Here is a 16956-nt window from a genome sequence, read left to right on the forward strand (position 1 = left end):
TCACTTTACAACCTTCTCGATAAAATTCCGAATAGAAGACAAGCCATCTGGCGTTCCGATACTCTCTGGATGGTACTGGAAGCCATAAATCGGTAGGCTTTTGTGTTGAATTCCCATAATAACTTGGTCATCAGTTGAACGAGCTGTCACTTCAAAGTCTTCAGGCATTTCTTCAATCAAAATACTGTGATAACGCATGACTGGACGACCATCCTCAATGCCTTGATAGAGAACAGATGGCGCTTCAAAGTTGATATGGCTCTGTTTCCCATGCATGACTTTTGGAGCCAAGCCTAGCTTCCCACCAAAGACTTCTGCGATAGCTTGATGACCCAAACAAATCCCTAGAATTGGCTTCTTACCTGCAAAATCACGAATCATGTCTTCCATCTTTCCGGCATCAATTGGCCAACCAGGACCCGGAGAAAAGACTAGACCATCTGCTTTTTCAGCTTCTTCATACAGCTTGGGATCATCATTTCTCAAAACCTGCACTTCTGCGAAATTCCCAATGTACTGCGCCAAGTTATAAGTAAAAGAATCATAGTTGTCAATCAATAAAATCATGGTCTTAGTTCTCCAATTCTAGTCATAGATTTTGCCTTGTTAATGGTTTCTTGGTATTCGTTTTGGGCGATGGAGTCATAGACAATCCCTGCCCCAGCCTGCACATAGGCTGTTTGATTTTTGAGAATCATAGTTCGGATGGCAATGGCGAAATCCATATCACCCGTCGCAGACAAGTAGCCGATTGCTCCTGCGTATACGCCTCGTTTTTCCGTTTCCAGTTCATAGATGCGTCTCATGGCCCGAATCTTTGGTGCTCCTGAAACTGTTCCAGCTGGAAGTGTAGCTTTCAAGGCATCCATGGCAGTAAGTTCGGGAAGCAAACGTCCTTTCACCACGCTGGTCAAATGCATGACATAACGGAAAAGCTCCACTTCCATATACTTGGTGACTTGAACACTTTCCGTTTCAGAGATGCGGCCAATATCGTTACGCCCCAAGTCTACCAACATTCGATGTTCTGCTGTTTCCTTCTCATCGGACAGGAGGTCTGTCGCCAAGGCCTTATCCTCTTCTTCCGTTGCTCCTCTTGGTCGCGTTCCCGCAATCGGATTGGTTGTCACGATGCCATTTTTGACAGAAACCAAACTTTCTGGACTGGCACCGATGATTTGATAATCCCCAAAATCATAGAAATAAAGGTAATTAGATGGATTGGTCACGCGAAGATTTCTGTAGAAGTCAAATGGATTTCCAGTAACTTCTGCTGAGAAACGTTGACTGAGCACGCATTGGAACATATCACCATTACGAATCAAGTCACGAGCCCTTTCCACCATTTCCTCAAACTTCTGAGGAGCAATGTGCGGTTTGAAGTCCAGCGGAGATAAATCCAAATCTTCAAATTCATTTGGAGCAGGGATGCGTAATTCCTCAAGCACTTTATTCAAGGCTTTTTCCAAGTCTTCTTGAATACGCTCGCTGTATAGAGCATCCTCTATGACATGAATTTTTTCTTTCTTGTGGTCAAAGACCATGTAACTCTCATAGACAAAGAAATGCATGTCTGGCGTCCCAATTGTATCCTCAGGGATTTGACCGATTTCTTCATAGAGCGAAATCATATCGTAACCAACAAAGCCAATAGCTCCCCCACCAAAAGGTAGGTCTGAATGGTGCTGGCTCTTATGAGTCACTTCATAAAGGAAATCCAAGGGATCTCGATCAATCACTTGCCCATTTTGATAAAGAACTCCATTTTCAAACTTAATCTCAAAAACAGGATTATAGGCTAGGATAGAAAAACGAGCTGTTTCCTTGTCTCTCGGAATACTCTCTAAAATAACCTTGTGTTGCCCCTCTAGGCGCATATAAGCCAAGATTGGTGATAAGACATCTCCATGAATGATTCGTTCCATTGTAATTTCCCTTTCAGTTTCTTATTTTTAATTTTTTGTCTTTTTTCTATTTCCCTTAAATAGTGCGGACGGGAGGTAAAATTATCCAGTGGATGATTTTAGAAAACCATGAAATGAAAGACCTAATTTTCGAGCTCCTCGCTCATTGATTTCTAGGCTCAGAGTAAAATAGTTCCCCGAACTATTTTACTCTCAAAAATTCCGTTCTAGATAAGCATCTTTGCTTCTCTAGAATACCACTATGGCGGGAAATAGCGGTTCAATGCTCACTTCGTTCGCAAATATTTTATAGAAATCTATCTATTGATGAAGCATAATTTAAAACCGATGACCATATCTACGATAAATATATAAAAATCCCCACGCAAAATAACTTGCGTGAGGACGAAATTCGCGGTGCCACCTCAATTATAGGATTTCTCCTATCTCTCATTCCTGTCTCATACTCAATGAAAATCAAAGAGCAAACTAGGAAGCTAGCCGCAGGCTGTACTTGAGTACAGTAAGGCGACGCTGACGTGGTTTGAATTTGATTTTCGAAGAGTATCAGATATCTCCTGTAACAGGCTGTGCGATAAAGGGCACTCCCTTTAGAATTATGTTTTCTTCTCTCGTTTCAGATGGACCCAACCTTACAGCTTTCTCTGCTTGTTTCCAGCAACCACAAGCTCTCTGTGAGAGAAAGGACTGTAATTTTTCCATCTGTTAGTTTTTAGCATCTAGGTAGTCTGCAATCGCAGCTACATCCTTGTCTCCACGACCTGAAACATTGATAATGATAATCTCATCCTTACTTAGTTTCGGTGCACGTTTGACTGCTTCTGCGATAGCGTGCGAACTTTCAATCGCTGGGATAATCCCTTCTGTCTTGCTGAGGAGGAGCAAGGCTTGAACAGCTTCTTCATCTGTCGCTGCTACGTATTCCACGCGACCAGAGTCTTTGAAGTAGGCGTGTTCTGGGCCAACTCCTGGATAGTCCAAACCAGCTGAGATAGAGTAAACTGGCGCCAGTTCTCCATCTTCCTTAAAGACTGCATAGGTCTTCATGCCATCGACAATTCCGACACTACCTTTTGTCATAGTGGCTGCGTGCTTGTCTGTGTCAAGCCCGTGACCTGCAGCTTCGACCCCAACCAATTTGACTTCTTCATCAGCCACATACTGTGAAAAAGCACCGATGGCATTAGAACCACCACCTACACAGGCAATGACGTAGTCTGGCAAGCGTCCTTCTTTTTCCAAGATTTGACGGCGAGATTCTTCACTGATGACTTTTTGGAACTCATGAACAATGGTAGGATAAGGGTGAGGTCCTACAGCAGATCCCAGAACATAAAAGGCTTCAAGGTCATTCATCCATGCTCCAAAGGCTGCATCGACCGCATCCTTAAGAGTTCGTGTCCCCGTTTCAACTGCGTGAACGGTCGCTCCCATCATCTCCATACGGAAAACATTGAGACGTTGACGCTCCACATCTTCTGCACCCATGTAGACATCACAAGCCATACCAAACTTGGCTGCAGCAGCTGCTGTCGCAACACCGTGCTGACCAGCCCCTGTTTCTGCTATCACTCGTTTTTTGCCCATACGTTTGGCAAGAAGAATTTGTCCTAAAACATTGTTAAGCTTGTGAGAACCAAGATGGTTAAGATCTTCTCGCTTGAGATAAATATTAGCCCCACCTAGGTGATCTGTCAAACTTTCCGCAAAATAGAGCGGTGTTTCGCGGCCTGAGTAATCCTTCAAGTAATGACGAAATTCTGCCAAAAATTCTGAATCATCCTTGTACTTGTCAAATGTCACTTCTAGCTCATCCAACAAAGCCTGAATCGGCTCTGGTACAAAACTACCACCAAATTGTCCAAAATAACCTTTAGTTGTCATAAATTTTTCCTCTTTCTGTATTAATTCGGCTTTTTGTTTGCTTTTAGTAGTAGGCAAGGAGCTGCAGATAGAACTTAAGTTCATCAAAGCGACTTAACGCCCTAATAAAAGAAAAACAAAATGACCGAAAGAAAAAAGCCCACACACGGAATCTATTTCCATGTGAGGGCGTTGGTAACGCGGTGCCACCTCAATTATAAAGGGACTATTCCCTTTACATCTCTGCCTTGTCTAACAACAAGTTGCACTGTAAGGTGTGCGCACCGAATTTTCATTGTTTCAAATTCATTTTTTAAATCAGCCCACTTTCACTACTTCCAACCACCTGTTCACAATCACCACAGGCTCCCTGAAGATCAAAAATAGTTACTTTTCTGATTTGTTGAGAATATTATATGCTATTGTCCGCTTTTTGTCAAGATTTTTTTATGATTTTTTTCCTGACCCGAGGATTTCTTCGGAAATTCTCACCAAAGTCTGAACGATATAGTCTACTTCTTCATCGCTTAATTTAGTGTGAAGAGGAAGCGTAATTTCATTTTCAAAGAAGGCATAGGCTCTTGGATAATCCGCCATATCAAAACCAAGATTCTTATAGGCTGTCAAAAGAGGAAGCGGTTTATAGTGTACATTACTTGCAATTCCTGCTTTGGCCAATTCTTGGATGATAAGGTTGCGTTCTTCTAAACTTGCTCCTTCTACATGAGTGATGTAGAGGTGGCGTGAAGATTCGACAGTATCAGTCTTGTGTGCCAGTGGGTGAATACGAGTGCCCGCAAAACCACGATCATAGCGGTCCACGATGTCCTTACGACGTTCTAGCAAACCTGGGTAACGGTCCAATTGTACCAAACCAAGTGACGCCATGATATCGGTCATATTGCACTTGTAGGCTGGTGTGACGATATCGTACTCCCATGAACCCAATTGCATTTTGGCAAGAGCGTCTTTAGTTTGCCCGTGAAGGGAAAGAATTTGGAACTCCTTATACATCTCTTCGTCATCAATCGCTGGATTGGCTTTCCAAGTCGCACTTCCTCCCTCAGCCGTTGTAAAGTTCTTAACGGCATGGAACGAGAAGGAAGTAAAGTCAGCGATCGAACCAGCTGGTTGCCCTTTGTAAGTAGATCCTAAAGCATGGGCACTATCAGAGACAATCACGATACGGTTAAAGGTCTTTTGCCACTTACTAGTAGCTGTAAAGAGGTCCCGTTTCTTCTCCACAACTTGGAACAAACGGTCATAGTCGCACACAATCCCTGCAAGCTCTACTGGGATGATAACCTTAGTTTTCTCAGTGATAGCTTGCTCAAGCAAGTCATAGTCCATCTCAAAAGTATCTGCTTGGATATCCACCATGACAGGTGTTGCTCCTACGTGAGTGATAACACTACATGAAGCTGTATAGGTCATAGCTGGAACGATGACTTCATCACCTGGTCCCACTTCCAAAACACGTAAAATCAACTCAAGGGCGGCAGTCGCAGAGTTGAGGCAGACAGTCTTAGGTGTCTGTGTGTATTGAGACAAGCGACGCTCCAGTTCTTTTGTCTTCGGACCTGTTGTGATCCAACCAGAACGCAGGGTATCTGCTACTTCAGCAATTTCAGCTTCGGTAATATCGGGTGGTGAAAATGGAATATTGTAATTTGGCATTGATTTGCTCCTTTTATCTGTACTCATTTTCTCATGACTACTTTATTTTAGCACTTCAAACACGGTTTGAAACATGATTTTGATGTCTCCAAGGAAACTAAACTCTCGGAGATAGGCGAGGTTATAGCGCATCTTCTCAGGAAGGACATGTTCGACATAGGCCTGGTCAACTGACAGACCTTTCTCCGTCATTTGACTGATGATCGTATCCTCATCCTTGTAGTTGATGCTGGCTGGAGAGGTGATTCCTGCTGGCAAGAGCAAGGTCGCCATCATTTCAGGGCTATACTGCTCGGTGTAACGTGGCACCTCAGGTCGTGTGCCTACAAAGGACATTTCGCCCTTAAGGACATTGACCAGCTGAGGCAGTTCGTCCAAACGCACACGGCGAATGAAATTCCCCACTTTGGTAATACGGCTATCGTTAGCAGAAGTCACCAGACTTCCTTTTTTATCCGCATCCGTTACCATAGTACGGAACTTCCAAATCTTGAACGGACGGTTGTACTGGGTCACGCGCTCTTGCTTGTAAATGACAGGTCCCTTGCTATCCAACTTAATCCAAATGCTCAAGACAAGAAAGATGGGAGAAGTCAAAAGTAGCAAAAACAAGGCCAGAACCCAATCCAGGCAACGCTTGAAAATCAGCGAACCCTTCCTTTTAGAGACAAGCTGGTAGTAAGACTCAACCTCGCTTGATTGCATTTCCACGGGCAAGTCTTCCCATTTCAGCATGCTGTTTCTCCTTTGTTTTTATTATACTATTTGTCAACATTTTTCATTATACCACAAAATGGAAAAGGCGGTGCAAGAAATCTGTGATTTGAAGAATTTCCTTCTGGTGCTCAATGAAAATCAAAGTACAGCTTTGAGGTTGCAGATAAAGCTGACATGGTTTGAAGAGATTTTCAAAGAGTATTAGGACATGGCCCCTGCCTGCAAGCTATACATTTTGTGATAGGTTCCTTCCAAGGCCAAGAGTTCCTCATGGGTGCCACTCTCGATGATGCGCCCCTTGTCCAAAACATAGATACAGTTGGCATTTTGAATAGTTGAAAGACGATGGGCGATGGCAATGGTCGTCCGCCCCTGTCTCATCTTAGCTAGGGAATCTTGAACCAAACTTTCTGTCTCCGAGTCAATATTGGCTGTCGCTTCATCCAAAATCAGGATTTTAGGCTGACTGGCGACTGTTCTGGCAAAGGCAAGAAGCTGGCGCTGTCCAGTAGAAAAGCTCGAACCACGCTCGGAAACAGGAGCATCATAATCCTGCGGAAGGTCCTGAATAAAGGAATCTGCATCGACAAAGGCAGCCGCAGCCTGGACCTCTTCATCACTAAGGTCTTGGTACATGGCGATATTGGACTTGATAGTCCCGTGATAGAGGAAGGGATCCTGTAAGACCAGACCGATGTTCTTTCTCAGCTCTTCCTGACTGTAGTTTCGGATATCCACACCATCCAAGAGAACTCTCCCTGACTGAAATTCATAAAAACGCATGAGGACATTGATAATGGATGATTTCCCGGAACCTGTATGACCTACAAAGGCAATGGTTTCACCCTTCTTAACTGAAAAGGAAATGTCATCCAGTATCGGATGTTTCCCGTCATATGAGAAACAGACATGTTCAAAACGGATATTGCCTTCTTGGACTTTGGCTTGCCCATCTTCTTGAAGAGGCTCATAGGTCGTTTCATCAATCAAGGCAAAAACACGACCTGCAGACACCATGGAAGTTTGAAGGGTTGAAAAGTTTTGCGTCACCTCAATCAGAGGATCAAAGAGACGGTTGATATACTGGATAAAGGCATACATGGTTCCTGCTGTTATTCCCAGATAAAGCCCACGGTAGCCAAAATAGGCCATCAAAACAGCGTAGCCTAGAAGTTTCAACAAACTCATGGCAGGTCTCAAAAAGAGGGCATCCAAGGCTACAGAACGGTTGGCATAGACCAAATGTTCTTGATTAATCTCATCAAATTCTGCCTGCAGACGCTTCTCTTGGTTGAAGGCCTGGATAATCCTGATTCCCTCGATATTCTCTGCCAGCTTACTATTGATATCTGACAAGAGACTTCTGGTTTTCTCGATAATCTTGACTGACTTTTTCCGATAGAGATTGACCAAAAGGAAAATCAAGGGAAGAAAGAGCAAAACTAAAGCTGTCAAACGAAAATCCAGCACCAACATGGTATACAGAGTTGTCAGAAAGATAAAAACTGCTGAAATAAAGCTGGATAAAATCCCTGAAAACATATCACTGATGGTCTCGGTATCATTTGTCAAACGAGAAACGATGGAACCAGCTGGCGTCTTGTCAAAATAAGACATGCCCAGTTTTTCCATATTGGCAAAGGCATCCCGACGAATATCTCTGACAATACTGTAGGATACCCGCGCAAAGAGAAGATTGCCTACATACTGAACTAGAGTTTGCAGGATATAAAGACCGTAGTAGGCCAGCAAAACGGTCACGGCCAGTTGATTAAGATTGCTGAGGTACTGGTCGATAAAGTGGGAAGCAACCAGAGGAATCACACTTTTAATGACCGTAGTCGCTAGAAGAAAGGTAAGGGCAAAAAAAGTCAGGAGACCATAAGGCTTGAGATAGGACAGCAAGCGTTTTAACACAGTCCACTGTTCTTGTTTATTCTGCATCTTCTTCTCCTTTCATTTCCAACTGCTGAGACTGGTAAGTTTGGGCATACCAGCCATCTAGAGCTAGCAGGTCTTGGTGCGTGCCCCGTTCGATAATTCGACCATTTTGCAAGACCAAGATCAGATCTGCATGGACAACTGCGCTGAGGCGATGGGCTGTGATGATGGTTGTCTTATCCTTCCGCGTCTCCTTGAGATTGTCAATAATCGCATACTCTGTCTTGGCATCCACGGCGGACAAGGAATCATCTAGAATCAAGATATCAGGGTCTAAAATCATCGCCCGACTCATAGCCAGACGTTGCTTTTGACCACCTGAGAGACTGACTCCTTTTTCACCGATCAGCGTATCAAATCCCTGAGGCATGTCTACAATATCTTTATAAACTTGAGCTAGCTTAGTTGCTTCCTCTACTGCTGAAAGAGGCAAGTTAGAATTGCCAAAGCGGATATTGTCTAAGATAGAGGTCGCAAAGAGGAACTGGTCCTGAGGAACATAGCCCATGAGACTGCGAAGGTCTGTCAGACGATAGTCCCGAATATTGTGACCGTTTAGGTAAATGGCTCCCTTGTCAACATCATACTCACGCAAGAGCAGTTTGATTAGAGATGTTTTCCCCGAGCCTGTTTGTCCAACCAAGCCCAGAGTTTGCCCTTTTTCTAAACCAAAGTGAATATCCGTCAGTGTCTCCTCATTTTCAAAGGCAAAGCTGTCAATAGCATACTCCAAGGGCCCATTTTCAATACCGTCCAGAGGAAACTCAGGGTCATGTACAGGAGATTCCTGAGACAACAGATCCTCAATTCGCTGATAGGACACCTTCCCTCGCTGGGTAATATTAAAGAGGAAACCAATAGCCATAAGAGGCCAAACCAACATATCCAAGTAGCTGATAAAGGTAACCAGATTTCCAACGGTGATTTGCCCCTCCTGAACCATCAAAGAGCCGACCAAAAGGGTTAAAACATAGGAGGAACCAACAAACAAGAGAACCATAGGGTCAAAGAGACTATCGTATTTCATGGTTTGGAGGTTCTTTTGGAAGGTCAATTCATTGACTGCCTGAAAGGACTCCAGCTCATCTGACTGATAACCGAAAGACTTGGTCACCTTGATACCTGATACAGACTCCTGCACCTTGTTATTGAGTTCGGAAAAGGCAGCTTGTGACTCGCCAAAGGCCTTGTGGGTCTTTCTCCCTAGACGACTGGTCGCATAAGCCATAAAAGGCAGGGGAAGAATAGCAACCAAGGTCATCTGCCATGAAATGCTAAAAAGCATGGTCAACAAAGTCACCAGTGCCGTGATGGAAGCATCCACTGCTGACATGACTCCGCCACCTGCGAGACGAGTTAAAGCATTGATATCATTGGTGGCGTGTGCCATCAAGTCCCCCGTCCGATAGGTCTGATAAAAGGCTGGCGACATTTTAGTAAAATGCTCAAACAAACGAGACCGCATAATCTGCCCTAGACGGTAGGAAGTTCCAAGGATATACATGCGCCAAACATAGCGCAGATAGTACATCCCAAAGGCTGCCAGCAGTAGATAAGATAGATTAAGAAGGAGGTCCTGCTGGGTTAATTTCCCCGACGTAATAGCATCAATCACCCGTCCCATGACCATGGGAGGGATGAGATTAAGAACAGCGACTAAAATAAGCGCTAAGATTCCTAGGAGATAACGCCGCTTTTCTAACTTGAAAAACCACCAGAGTTTTTGAATAATGGACATAAACTCCCTTTCTGATTGCAAATGGAAACCTGAAGCCAAGACTCAATGAAAATCAAAGAGCAAACTAGGAAACTAGCCGCAGGCTGCTCAAAACACTGTTTTGAGGTTGTATATAGGACTAACGAAGTCAGTCACATATATACGGCAAGGCGACGTTGACGCAGTTTGAATTTGATTTTTGAAGAGTACAAGACCCCAGGTTTTTCTTATTCATAAGTTACGACTGTGACGGCACCCTTGTCATACTCCGCGATAAAGATATTGGCAACATTGTCATGACCTTGTTTGCTGAGGTTATCAAGTAGCCATTCTTCGCTGCGACCAATGGTCTCCAAAATTTCGACTTGGATCACACCGTCTGTGACAACAGGATACTTGGGATTCTCATCTCCCATTTGGACCACGATGAGTTGACCGTTCTGCTCCTGCATAGCGCGTTTGACTTGTTTCATTTGGAAAATTCCCTGGCTACGAAGCTTAAGAGCTACGTCTGCTGCTGATAAACCAACCGAACGGCAGGCTTCTGGATCAATCTTCCCATTTTTGATGAGCAGGGTTGGCTTCCCATCAATCAAACGTTTCACAAAGTGAACATTGTTGTTGAGCCATTTGAGAGTCAAGACCAGAATGGTCCACATAATCAGGATAACTGCATACTGAAGGATACTGATGGCGCTATTGTAAATCACCCCACCGATGATACCCCCGAGTACATAGTTCTGAATTTGATCTATTGCTGAGTTAGGCGCTAGGTTGCCCTTTCCTGTCACATTAATTACGAAAACAAGAGAAAAGAGACCCAAGGCTAGTTTGATTAAAATTTCCATATAATTGAGTGTCATTTGTTCACCTCCACCAGTTCAATTGCATCTGTTTTATGCAGTTCGACTTTCTCTAAGAGATATTTGTCTGGCTCACTTCCGTTCAGGGCACGATAATAGCGATCTCCTACCTTGAGGAGTGCTCCATCCGTGTCTGCAGAAGTATTGACATAAACTTCCGACTTGTCAACTCCCAAATCTTTGGAAACAACCTCGATGAAATGAAGTGAAGCCTGAAATTTATTGTTAGATACTTGATTGTTTTGGTAAGTCGAGATACTAATCAAAAGGAGAGCCAGTAAGGTCAAGGCTGAAATCATGACCAACTCACGAAACTTGGTGCCCTTTTTATCATGGTAAGCCTTAAAAGCAAAAAATCCTGTAACAGCTAATAAGACGATTCCAAAGCCAATCATGATCCCATTTTGCTGACTGATTTGGCTGAGTACATAGTCGTAAGAATAGAATTTCATGTATTTTCACTCCCTTTCATAAAATCATTCTTACATTATAAACAAAAGAGGCTGATTTTTCAAACCATACGTTGGGGAAATAGAGCTTTTTTTGGTATAATATAGTCTATAATCTCAATGAAAAAGGTAATGTTATGAAACTCATCTCATGGAATGTCGATTCCCTCAATGCAGCCCTAACGAGCGATTCTGCTCGCGCCAAACTGTCACAGGAAGTCCTACAAACCTTGGTAGCTGAAAATGCCGATATTATCGCTATCCAAGAAACCAAACTTTCTGCCAAGGGTCCTACAAAAAAACATCTGGAAGTTCTCGAAGAACTCTTTCCAGGGTATGAAAATACTTGGCGTTCTTCCCAAGAACCTGCTCGTAAAGGATATGCTGGAACCATGTTCCTCTATAAAAAAGAACTCACACCAACAATCAGCTTCCCAGAAATCGGTGCCCCTTCTACCATGGACTTGGAAGGCCGCATCATCACCTTGGAATTTGATGAATTTTTCGTAACGCAAGTTTACACTCCAAACGCTGGCGATGGTTTGAAACGTTTGGAAGAGCGTCAAGTCTGGGATGTGAAATATGCTGAGTATCTAGCTGAGTTAGACAAAGAAAAACCAGTCCTTGCGACGGGTGACTACAACGTAGCCCACAAGGAAATCGACCTTGCAAACCCTGCCAGCAACCGCCGTTCACCTGGTTTTACAGACGAGGAGCGTGCTGGATTTACCAACCTCTTGGCAACTGGATTTACAGACACCTTCCGCCACATTCACGGTGATGTCCCTGAGCGTTACACTTGGTGGGCGCAACGCAGTAAGACTTCTAAAATCAACAATACAGGCTGGAGAATCGACTACTGGCTAACTAGCAACCGCGTGGCTGACAAGGTGACCAAGTCTGATATGATTGACTCAGGAGTTCGTCAAGACCATACGCCAATTGTATTGGAAATTAAACTTTAAGGACTTTAACGATGAACTACAATGCAGTTATTCCCGAGTTTGTTGTAAGTGATTTAGAACAGTCCCGTTCTTTCTACTGCGACTTGCTCGGTTTTAGAATCGAATACGAGCGTCCAGAAGAAAACTTTCTCTTTCTTTCTCTTGAAGAGTGTCAGCTAATGCTAGAGGAAGGAACACCCGAGGAACTGGCTAACCTTACCTACCCTTTTGGAAAAGGTGTCAACCTATCCTTTGGTATAAAGGATGTTCCACAACTTTATCAAAAAGTGATCGATGCCGACTATCCTATTTATCGTCCTTTGACCAAGAGAACATTTCGTGTTGGGGATCACTATATCTATCCTCACGAATTTGCCGTTTTGGATCCTGACGGTTATTTTTTAAGATTTAGCGAATAGAATAATAGAACCCTACAATACTGTATCTCGTTGTAGGTTTCTTTTTTGTTCGTTTTTTTCATTAAAATACTAATAAAATATTTGATTTCTAAAGCTATTTAGTGTAAAATAATGACATTAACGCTATTGCGTTTGATAATAGTACCATTTTACTTGTTTATGTCGTGAATTGGCACGACGTTTCTACAAGGTGCCGGAACACCTAACAATGAGTAAGTCTGTTGAGGGTATGTTTTTAGACATACCTATTTTGAGGGCTTGCTTATCTGTTAAGTAGGTCCTTTTTTAGTATTTTGCTAAGGCTAGCCTTCAAGGTTAAATATAATATTTTTAATATTTCCCTTATTTAGTGCGGACGGGAGGTGAAATTATCCTGTGGATAATTTCAGGAATCCAGGGAATTTCATCCCTAATTTTTGAGCCCAAAGTCTCAAAAATCCCGTCATATACAATAACAAGATTATTGTATATGATACCACTACAGCGGGAAATATCTAGTAAAACTCGCTTCGCTGGCACTAGTATTATACATATATATTATTAGTAAACTAAATCACTATAGAAACATTTAAACAAGCAAATGAAGCATCTTTTAGACTTTAGGAGGTCTTATGAAATTATTAGAAGAGCGCATCCTTCAGGATGGTCATATCTTGGGTGACAACATCCTCAAGGTAGATTCCTTTTTAACCCACCAAGTTGACTTTAGCTTGATGCGAGAGATCGGTAAGGTATTTGCGGAAAAATTTTCTTCTGCTGGCATTACCAAGGTTGTAACGATTGAAGCTTCAGGGATTGCCCCAGCTGTTTTTACAGCTGAAGCCTTAGATGTTCCTATGATTTTCGCAAAGAAAGCTAAAAACATCACCATGAACGAAGGCATCTTGACTGCTGAGGTTTACTCCTTTACCAAGCAGGTGACGAGCACAGTTTCCATCGCTGGAAAATTCCTCTCACCTGATGACAAGGTCTTGATTATCGATGATTTCCTAGCCAATGGACAAGCTGCCAAAGGCTTGATCCAAATCATTGAACAGGCCGGAGCTAAAGTCGAAGCCATCGGTATTGTTATCGAAAAATCCTTCCAGAATGGTCGTGATTTGCTTGAGAAAGCTGGCTATCCAGTTCTATCACTCGCTCGTTTGGAACGTTTTGAAAATGGTCAGGTCGTATTTAAGGAGGCAGATCTCTAATGCAACAACAAGAAAAACACTCGCAAGCTGCGGTTCTCGGTCTTCAACACCTTCTCGCAATGTACTCAGGCTCTATCCTAGTTCCTATTATGATTGCGACAGCTCTTGGCTATTCAACTGAGCAGTTGACCTACCTAATCTCCACAGATATCTTCATGTGTGGGGTGGCCACCTTCCTTCAACTCCAACTCAACAAATACTTTGGGATTGGACTACCAGTCGTTCTCGGGGTTGCCTTCCAATCCGTCGCTCCTTTAATTATGATTGGGCAAAGCCACGGTAGCGGTGCTATGTTTGGTGCCCTTATCGTTTCTGGGATTTATGTGGTTCTGATTTCAGGTATTTTCTCAAAAGTAGCCAATCTCTTCCCATCTATCGTAACAGGATCTGTTATTACGACTATTGGATTGACCTTAATTCCTGTCGCTATTGGAAATATGGGAAATAACGTCCCAGAGCCAACTGGTCAAAGTCTTTTGCTTGCAGCCATCACTGTTCTAATTATCCTCTTGATCAACATCTTTACCAAAGGATTTATCAAGTCTATCTCCATTTTGATTGGTCTGGTTGTTGGAACTGCCATTGCTGCTACTATGGGCTTGGTGGACTTCTCTCCTGTTGCGGCAGCACCGCTTGTCCATGTCCCAACTCCACTCTACTTTGGGATGCCAACCTTTGAAATCTCTTCTATTGTCATGATGTGTATCATCGCAACGGTTTCCATGGTGGAGTCGACTGGTGTTTACCTAGCCTTGTCAGATATTACCAATGACCCAATCGACAGCACACGCCTTCGCAACGGTTACCGCGCAGAAGGTTTGGCTGTACTTCTCGGAGGAATCTTTAACACCTTCCCTTACACAGGATTTTCACAAAACGTTGGCTTGGTCAAATTGTCTGGTATCAAGACCCGTCTGCCAATCTATTATGCAGCTGGTTTCCTAGTCCTCCTCGGACTCCTACCTAAGTTTGGTGCCCTTGCCCAAATCATTCCGAGTCCTGTCCTTGGTGGTGCTATGCTGGTGATGTTTGGTTTTGTTTCCCTTCAAGGGATGCAAATCCTAGCCCGCGTTGACTTTACTAACAATGAACACAACTTCCTTATAGCAGCTGTATCAATCTCCGCTGGAGTAGGTCTAAATAACAGCAATCTCTTTGTCAGCATGCCAACAGCCTTCCAAATGTTCTTCTCAAATGGAATTGTCGTAGCCAGCCTACTGGCCATTGTACTCAATGCCGTATTAAACCGGAAAAAGAAATAAAAAAAAGAGGTGCGAGCCTCTTTTTTCTATATCCTTACCTGTCTCTCATCTGACCGCTGACCTGTGACAAACATGGTAAAGGTTGCCTTACAGACATTTATACCCTCTTGATTGCTGATATCTACATCCACGACACAAGTTGTACGGCCTTGATGGACACATTCTCCTTTTATGGTCAACACATCATCGCGTTTCCCTGCCTTGAGGTAGTTGATGGAGGATTGGAGCGTCACTACGTCTAGTCCTAGCGAGATGAGCACCAATCCACTAATCTGATCACAGAGGGTAAAGAGATAGCCACCATGGGCATTGCCATAGTAGTTGAGCGACGAGTCCACTACTTTGGTCGTCACCTCAACGTGGCCATCTTTCATCTCTTTAATTTCATAATTTTCAAAAGCTGATATAGCGTCAAAATGAAAATCTTTCATAGTTTCCTCCTGAATTTCAAACACTATATCATACTACTACTTTTTACAAGACTAGGCAAGAATTATTCACTAGTCTGGTAAAATTTCGACTTGTTCTACAAAGCGCATAAATGCTGCTTGTCCTTGTTCCGTTTGCTTGTAGACTCCTGCATCCTCAAGTACACGAGCAAAGATAGCACCCACAGAGTCCTTAACGATTTCAAGGGCTTTTTCTTTATCCGTCAGATCTGGATGTTGGACTTTGAGTTGATCTGCCCATTCCTGATGATAAGTGGCAACTGAGACATCTTCTCCAACAAGGTAGGCTGCTACTTGCTCCACTTCTTCTTTCAAACGTGGTGGCAGGATAGCCAAGCCCATGACCTCAATCAAACCGATATTTTCCTTCTTGATATGTTGGACATCCTTGTGGGGATGATAGATGCCATCTGGATGCTCTAGAGAGGTTTGATTGTCCCGCAATACCAAGTCCAACTCAAACTGACCGTCGCGTTTACGAGCAATCGGTGTGATAGTGTGATGCGGTGTCCCGTCTGTCTCTGCTAAAATCTGCACTTCAGAATCTGAATACTGGCGCCATTCCTGCAAAATCTTATCAGCCAAATTGATCAAGTCCTCTTTGGAATCCGAAGTCAAACGAAGCACTGACATAGGCCACTTGACAATCCCAGCCTTGACCTGTTCAAATGCAGCAAATCGAAAAGTCTTTTGTAAGGGAGCCAATTCCATAGGAAAGACATGACGGCCTCCTTGATAGTGGTCATGGGTCAGGATAGAGCCTCCCACGATTGGCAGGTCCGCATTAGACCCTGCAAAATAGCCTGGAAACTGCTCTACGATCGCCAGCAGACGCTCAAAGCTCTGCCGACTAATCGCCATCGGACGATGCTGCCCATCTAAGAAAATACAGTGCTCATTAAAATAAGCATAGGGCGAATACTGGAAGCCCCACTCCTCCCCTGCCATTTCAAAACGAATAATACGGTGGTTGCTGCGGGCTGGATGGTTAACTCGACCATGGTAGCCCTCATTCTCTAGACAGAGTTGACACTGGGGATAATTGCTAGCTTGCACCAACTTAGCCGCAGCAATCTCCTTAGGATCCTTTTCAGGCTTAGAGAGATTAATCGTGATTTCCAGTTCTCCGTAATCAGACGGCACACGATAGGCAATATTTTTAGCAATGGCCTTGAGTTTGATGTAGTCATTTTTCTGGCTAAGTTGGTAGAAGTCCGCAATTGCCTGCTCAGGAGAGTGAGCGTAGGTTGTCCAAAAGTCACGATTGACCTGACTTGGACAAGGTGTTACCAAGTCCATCAGTTCAGCACCAAGGATTTCACGCGCAGTCTGACTGTCCTCAATCATCTCTAATCGAACGGCTTCCTCGACCAGCTGGTCCTTGAGGTCAATCACTTTATCCAGAACCGTCTCAATTCCCAAAACACCTTCACCCACTCGTGCCAAAACACGATTGGTCAGGTAGATGCGATCCATTTCCTCAAATGAACTTTCAGAAATGACATGTGTTACAAATTTATCTACTAAGGTCACTATA

The 16956-nt window shown here is 43.6% G+C and carries 15 protein-coding genes, 1 riboswitch and 1 other annotated feature; of the genes, 4 read left to right on the forward strand and 11 right to left on the reverse strand.

Features of this window, described 5'->3' with window-relative positions:
- The 9 genes from E7Y33_RS08435 to E7Y33_RS08475 all read right to left on the reverse strand — a co-directional run bounded on the left by E7Y33_RS08435 (position 1) and on the right by E7Y33_RS08475 (position 11155).
- On the reverse strand, positions 1–567 hold the full coding sequence (locus tag E7Y33_RS08435; RefSeq protein WP_139690220.1) for an aminodeoxychorismate/anthranilate synthase component II: 567 nt from the start codon (positions 565–567) through the stop codon (positions 1–3).
- Positions 564–1925, reverse strand: a complete 1362-nt coding sequence (trpE, locus tag E7Y33_RS08440) for an anthranilate synthase component I (protein ID WP_139690221.1) — start codon at positions 1923–1925, stop codon at positions 564–566. The genes E7Y33_RS08435 and trpE overlap by 4 nt, the downstream gene beginning before the upstream one ends.
- A 705-nt stretch (positions 1926–2630) precedes the next feature.
- The gene (gene trpB, locus E7Y33_RS08445) at positions 2631–3809 is read right to left on the reverse strand and encodes a tryptophan synthase subunit beta (RefSeq protein WP_139690222.1); all 1179 of its coding nucleotides are present in this window, start codon (positions 3807–3809) and stop codon (positions 2631–2633) included.
- Between the two features lie 161 nt (positions 3810–3970).
- Positions 3971–4195: a binding site (T-box leader), on the reverse strand.
- 40 nt (positions 4196–4235) lie between these two features.
- On the reverse strand, positions 4236–5465 hold the full coding sequence (locus E7Y33_RS08450) for a DegT/DnrJ/EryC1/StrS family aminotransferase (protein ID WP_161976057.1): 1230 nt from the start codon (positions 5463–5465) through the stop codon (positions 4236–4238).
- A gap of 42 nt (positions 5466–5507) precedes the next feature.
- Positions 5508–6200 (reverse strand): sugar transferase, encoded by a 693-nt coding sequence (locus tag E7Y33_RS08455; RefSeq protein WP_000922220.1) that lies wholly within the window; start codon positions 6198–6200, stop codon positions 5508–5510.
- 183 nt (positions 6201–6383) lie between these two features.
- Positions 6384–8126: an ABC transporter ATP-binding protein gene (locus E7Y33_RS08460; RefSeq protein ID WP_139690224.1), complete on the reverse strand. Its 1743-nt coding sequence runs from the start codon at positions 8124–8126 to the stop codon at positions 6384–6386.
- Complete coding sequence (locus tag E7Y33_RS08465) at positions 8116–9861, reverse strand: ABC transporter ATP-binding protein (RefSeq protein ID WP_139690225.1); 1746 nt, start codon at positions 9859–9861, stop codon at positions 8116–8118. Before E7Y33_RS08465 ends, E7Y33_RS08460 begins: the two co-directional genes overlap by 11 nt.
- Before the next feature lie 206 nt (positions 9862–10067).
- Positions 10068–10703, reverse strand: a complete 636-nt coding sequence (locus E7Y33_RS08470) for a DUF421 domain-containing protein (RefSeq protein ID WP_139690226.1) — start codon at positions 10701–10703, stop codon at positions 10068–10070.
- Positions 10700–11155 (reverse strand): DUF3290 family protein, encoded by a 456-nt coding sequence (locus E7Y33_RS08475; protein WP_139690227.1) that lies wholly within the window; start codon positions 11153–11155, stop codon positions 10700–10702. Before E7Y33_RS08475 ends, E7Y33_RS08470 begins: the two co-directional genes overlap by 4 nt.
- A gap of 134 nt (positions 11156–11289) precedes the next feature.
- Here E7Y33_RS08475 and E7Y33_RS08480 point away from each other — a divergent pair, with 134 nt between their 5' ends.
- From E7Y33_RS08480 to E7Y33_RS08495, 4 genes are all read left to right on the forward strand, one after another.
- Entirely contained in the window at positions 11290–12117 is an 828-nt protein-coding gene (locus E7Y33_RS08480) for an exodeoxyribonuclease III (RefSeq protein ID WP_139690228.1), read from the forward strand.
- 11 nt (positions 12118–12128) lie between these two features.
- The gene (locus E7Y33_RS08485; protein ID WP_139690229.1) at positions 12129–12515 is read left to right on the forward strand and encodes a bleomycin resistance protein; all 387 of its coding nucleotides are present in this window, start codon (positions 12129–12131) and stop codon (positions 12513–12515) included.
- Between the two features lie 133 nt (positions 12516–12648).
- Positions 12649–12744: riboswitch (purine riboswitch) on the forward strand.
- A gap of 382 nt (positions 12745–13126) precedes the next feature.
- On the forward strand, positions 13127–13708 hold the full coding sequence (locus E7Y33_RS08490) for a xanthine phosphoribosyltransferase (RefSeq protein ID WP_139690230.1): 582 nt from the start codon (positions 13127–13129) through the stop codon (positions 13706–13708).
- Positions 13708–14970, forward strand: coding sequence for a nucleobase:cation symporter-2 family protein (locus E7Y33_RS08495; RefSeq protein ID WP_139690231.1), 1263 nt, complete (start codon positions 13708–13710; stop codon positions 14968–14970). The genes E7Y33_RS08490 and E7Y33_RS08495 overlap by 1 nt, the downstream gene beginning before the upstream one ends.
- Positions 14971–14996: 26 nt before the next feature.
- On the opposite strand, the gene E7Y33_RS08500 is transcribed toward E7Y33_RS08495, so the two are convergent.
- The gene (locus tag E7Y33_RS08500; protein WP_139690232.1) at positions 14997–15401 is read right to left on the reverse strand and encodes a PaaI family thioesterase; all 405 of its coding nucleotides are present in this window, start codon (positions 15399–15401) and stop codon (positions 14997–14999) included.
- A gap of 69 nt (positions 15402–15470) precedes the next feature.
- The gene (locus E7Y33_RS08505) at positions 15471–16952 is read right to left on the reverse strand and encodes a UDP-glucose--hexose-1-phosphate uridylyltransferase (protein WP_139690233.1); all 1482 of its coding nucleotides are present in this window, start codon (positions 16950–16952) and stop codon (positions 15471–15473) included.
- Positions 16953–16956 lie beyond the last annotated feature (4 nt).

The sequence above is a fragment of the Streptococcus oralis genome (assembly GCF_006175905.1).
In the GTDB taxonomy this organism is placed as follows: Bacteria; Bacillota; Bacilli; order Lactobacillales; family Streptococcaceae; genus Streptococcus; species Streptococcus oralis_BG.

Excerpts from the sequence above, each read along its gene's own strand:
- E7Y33_RS08435 (WP_139690220.1), bottom strand. The coding sequence starts at position 567 with ATGATTTTATTGATTGACAACTATGATTCTTTTACTTATAACTTGGCG.
- trpE (WP_139690221.1), bottom strand. The coding sequence starts at position 1,925 with ATGGAACGAATCATTCATGGAGATGTCTTATCACCAATCTTGGCTTAT.
- trpB (WP_139690222.1), bottom strand. The coding sequence starts at position 3,809 with ATGACAACTAAAGGTTATTTTGGACAATTTGGTGGTAGTTTTGTACCA.
- E7Y33_RS08450 (WP_161976057.1), bottom strand. The coding sequence starts at position 5,465 with ATGCCAAATTACAATATTCCATTTTCACCACCCGATATTACCGAAGCT.
- E7Y33_RS08455 (WP_000922220.1), bottom strand. The coding sequence starts at position 6,200 with ATGCTGAAATGGGAAGACTTGCCCGTGGAAATGCAATCAAGCGAGGTT.
- E7Y33_RS08460 (WP_139690224.1), bottom strand. The coding sequence starts at position 8,126 with ATGCAGAATAAACAAGAACAGTGGACTGTGTTAAAACGCTTGCTGTCC.
- E7Y33_RS08465 (WP_139690225.1), bottom strand. The coding sequence starts at position 9,861 with ATGTCCATTATTCAAAAACTCTGGTGGTTTTTCAAGTTAGAAAAGCGG.
- E7Y33_RS08470 (WP_139690226.1), bottom strand. The coding sequence starts at position 10,703 with ATGACACTCAATTATATGGAAATTTTAATCAAACTAGCCTTGGGTCTC.
- E7Y33_RS08475 (WP_139690227.1), bottom strand. The coding sequence starts at position 11,155 with ATGAAATTCTATTCTTACGACTATGTACTCAGCCAAATCAGTCAGCAA.
- E7Y33_RS08480 (WP_139690228.1), top strand. The coding sequence starts at position 11,290 with ATGAAACTCATCTCATGGAATGTCGATTCCCTCAATGCAGCCCTAACG.
- E7Y33_RS08485 (WP_139690229.1), top strand. The coding sequence starts at position 12,129 with ATGAACTACAATGCAGTTATTCCCGAGTTTGTTGTAAGTGATTTAGAA.
- E7Y33_RS08490 (WP_139690230.1), top strand. The coding sequence starts at position 13,127 with ATGAAATTATTAGAAGAGCGCATCCTTCAGGATGGTCATATCTTGGGT.
- E7Y33_RS08495 (WP_139690231.1), top strand. The coding sequence starts at position 13,708 with ATGCAACAACAAGAAAAACACTCGCAAGCTGCGGTTCTCGGTCTTCAA.
- E7Y33_RS08500 (WP_139690232.1), bottom strand. The coding sequence starts at position 15,401 with ATGAAAGATTTTCATTTTGACGCTATATCAGCTTTTGAAAATTATGAA.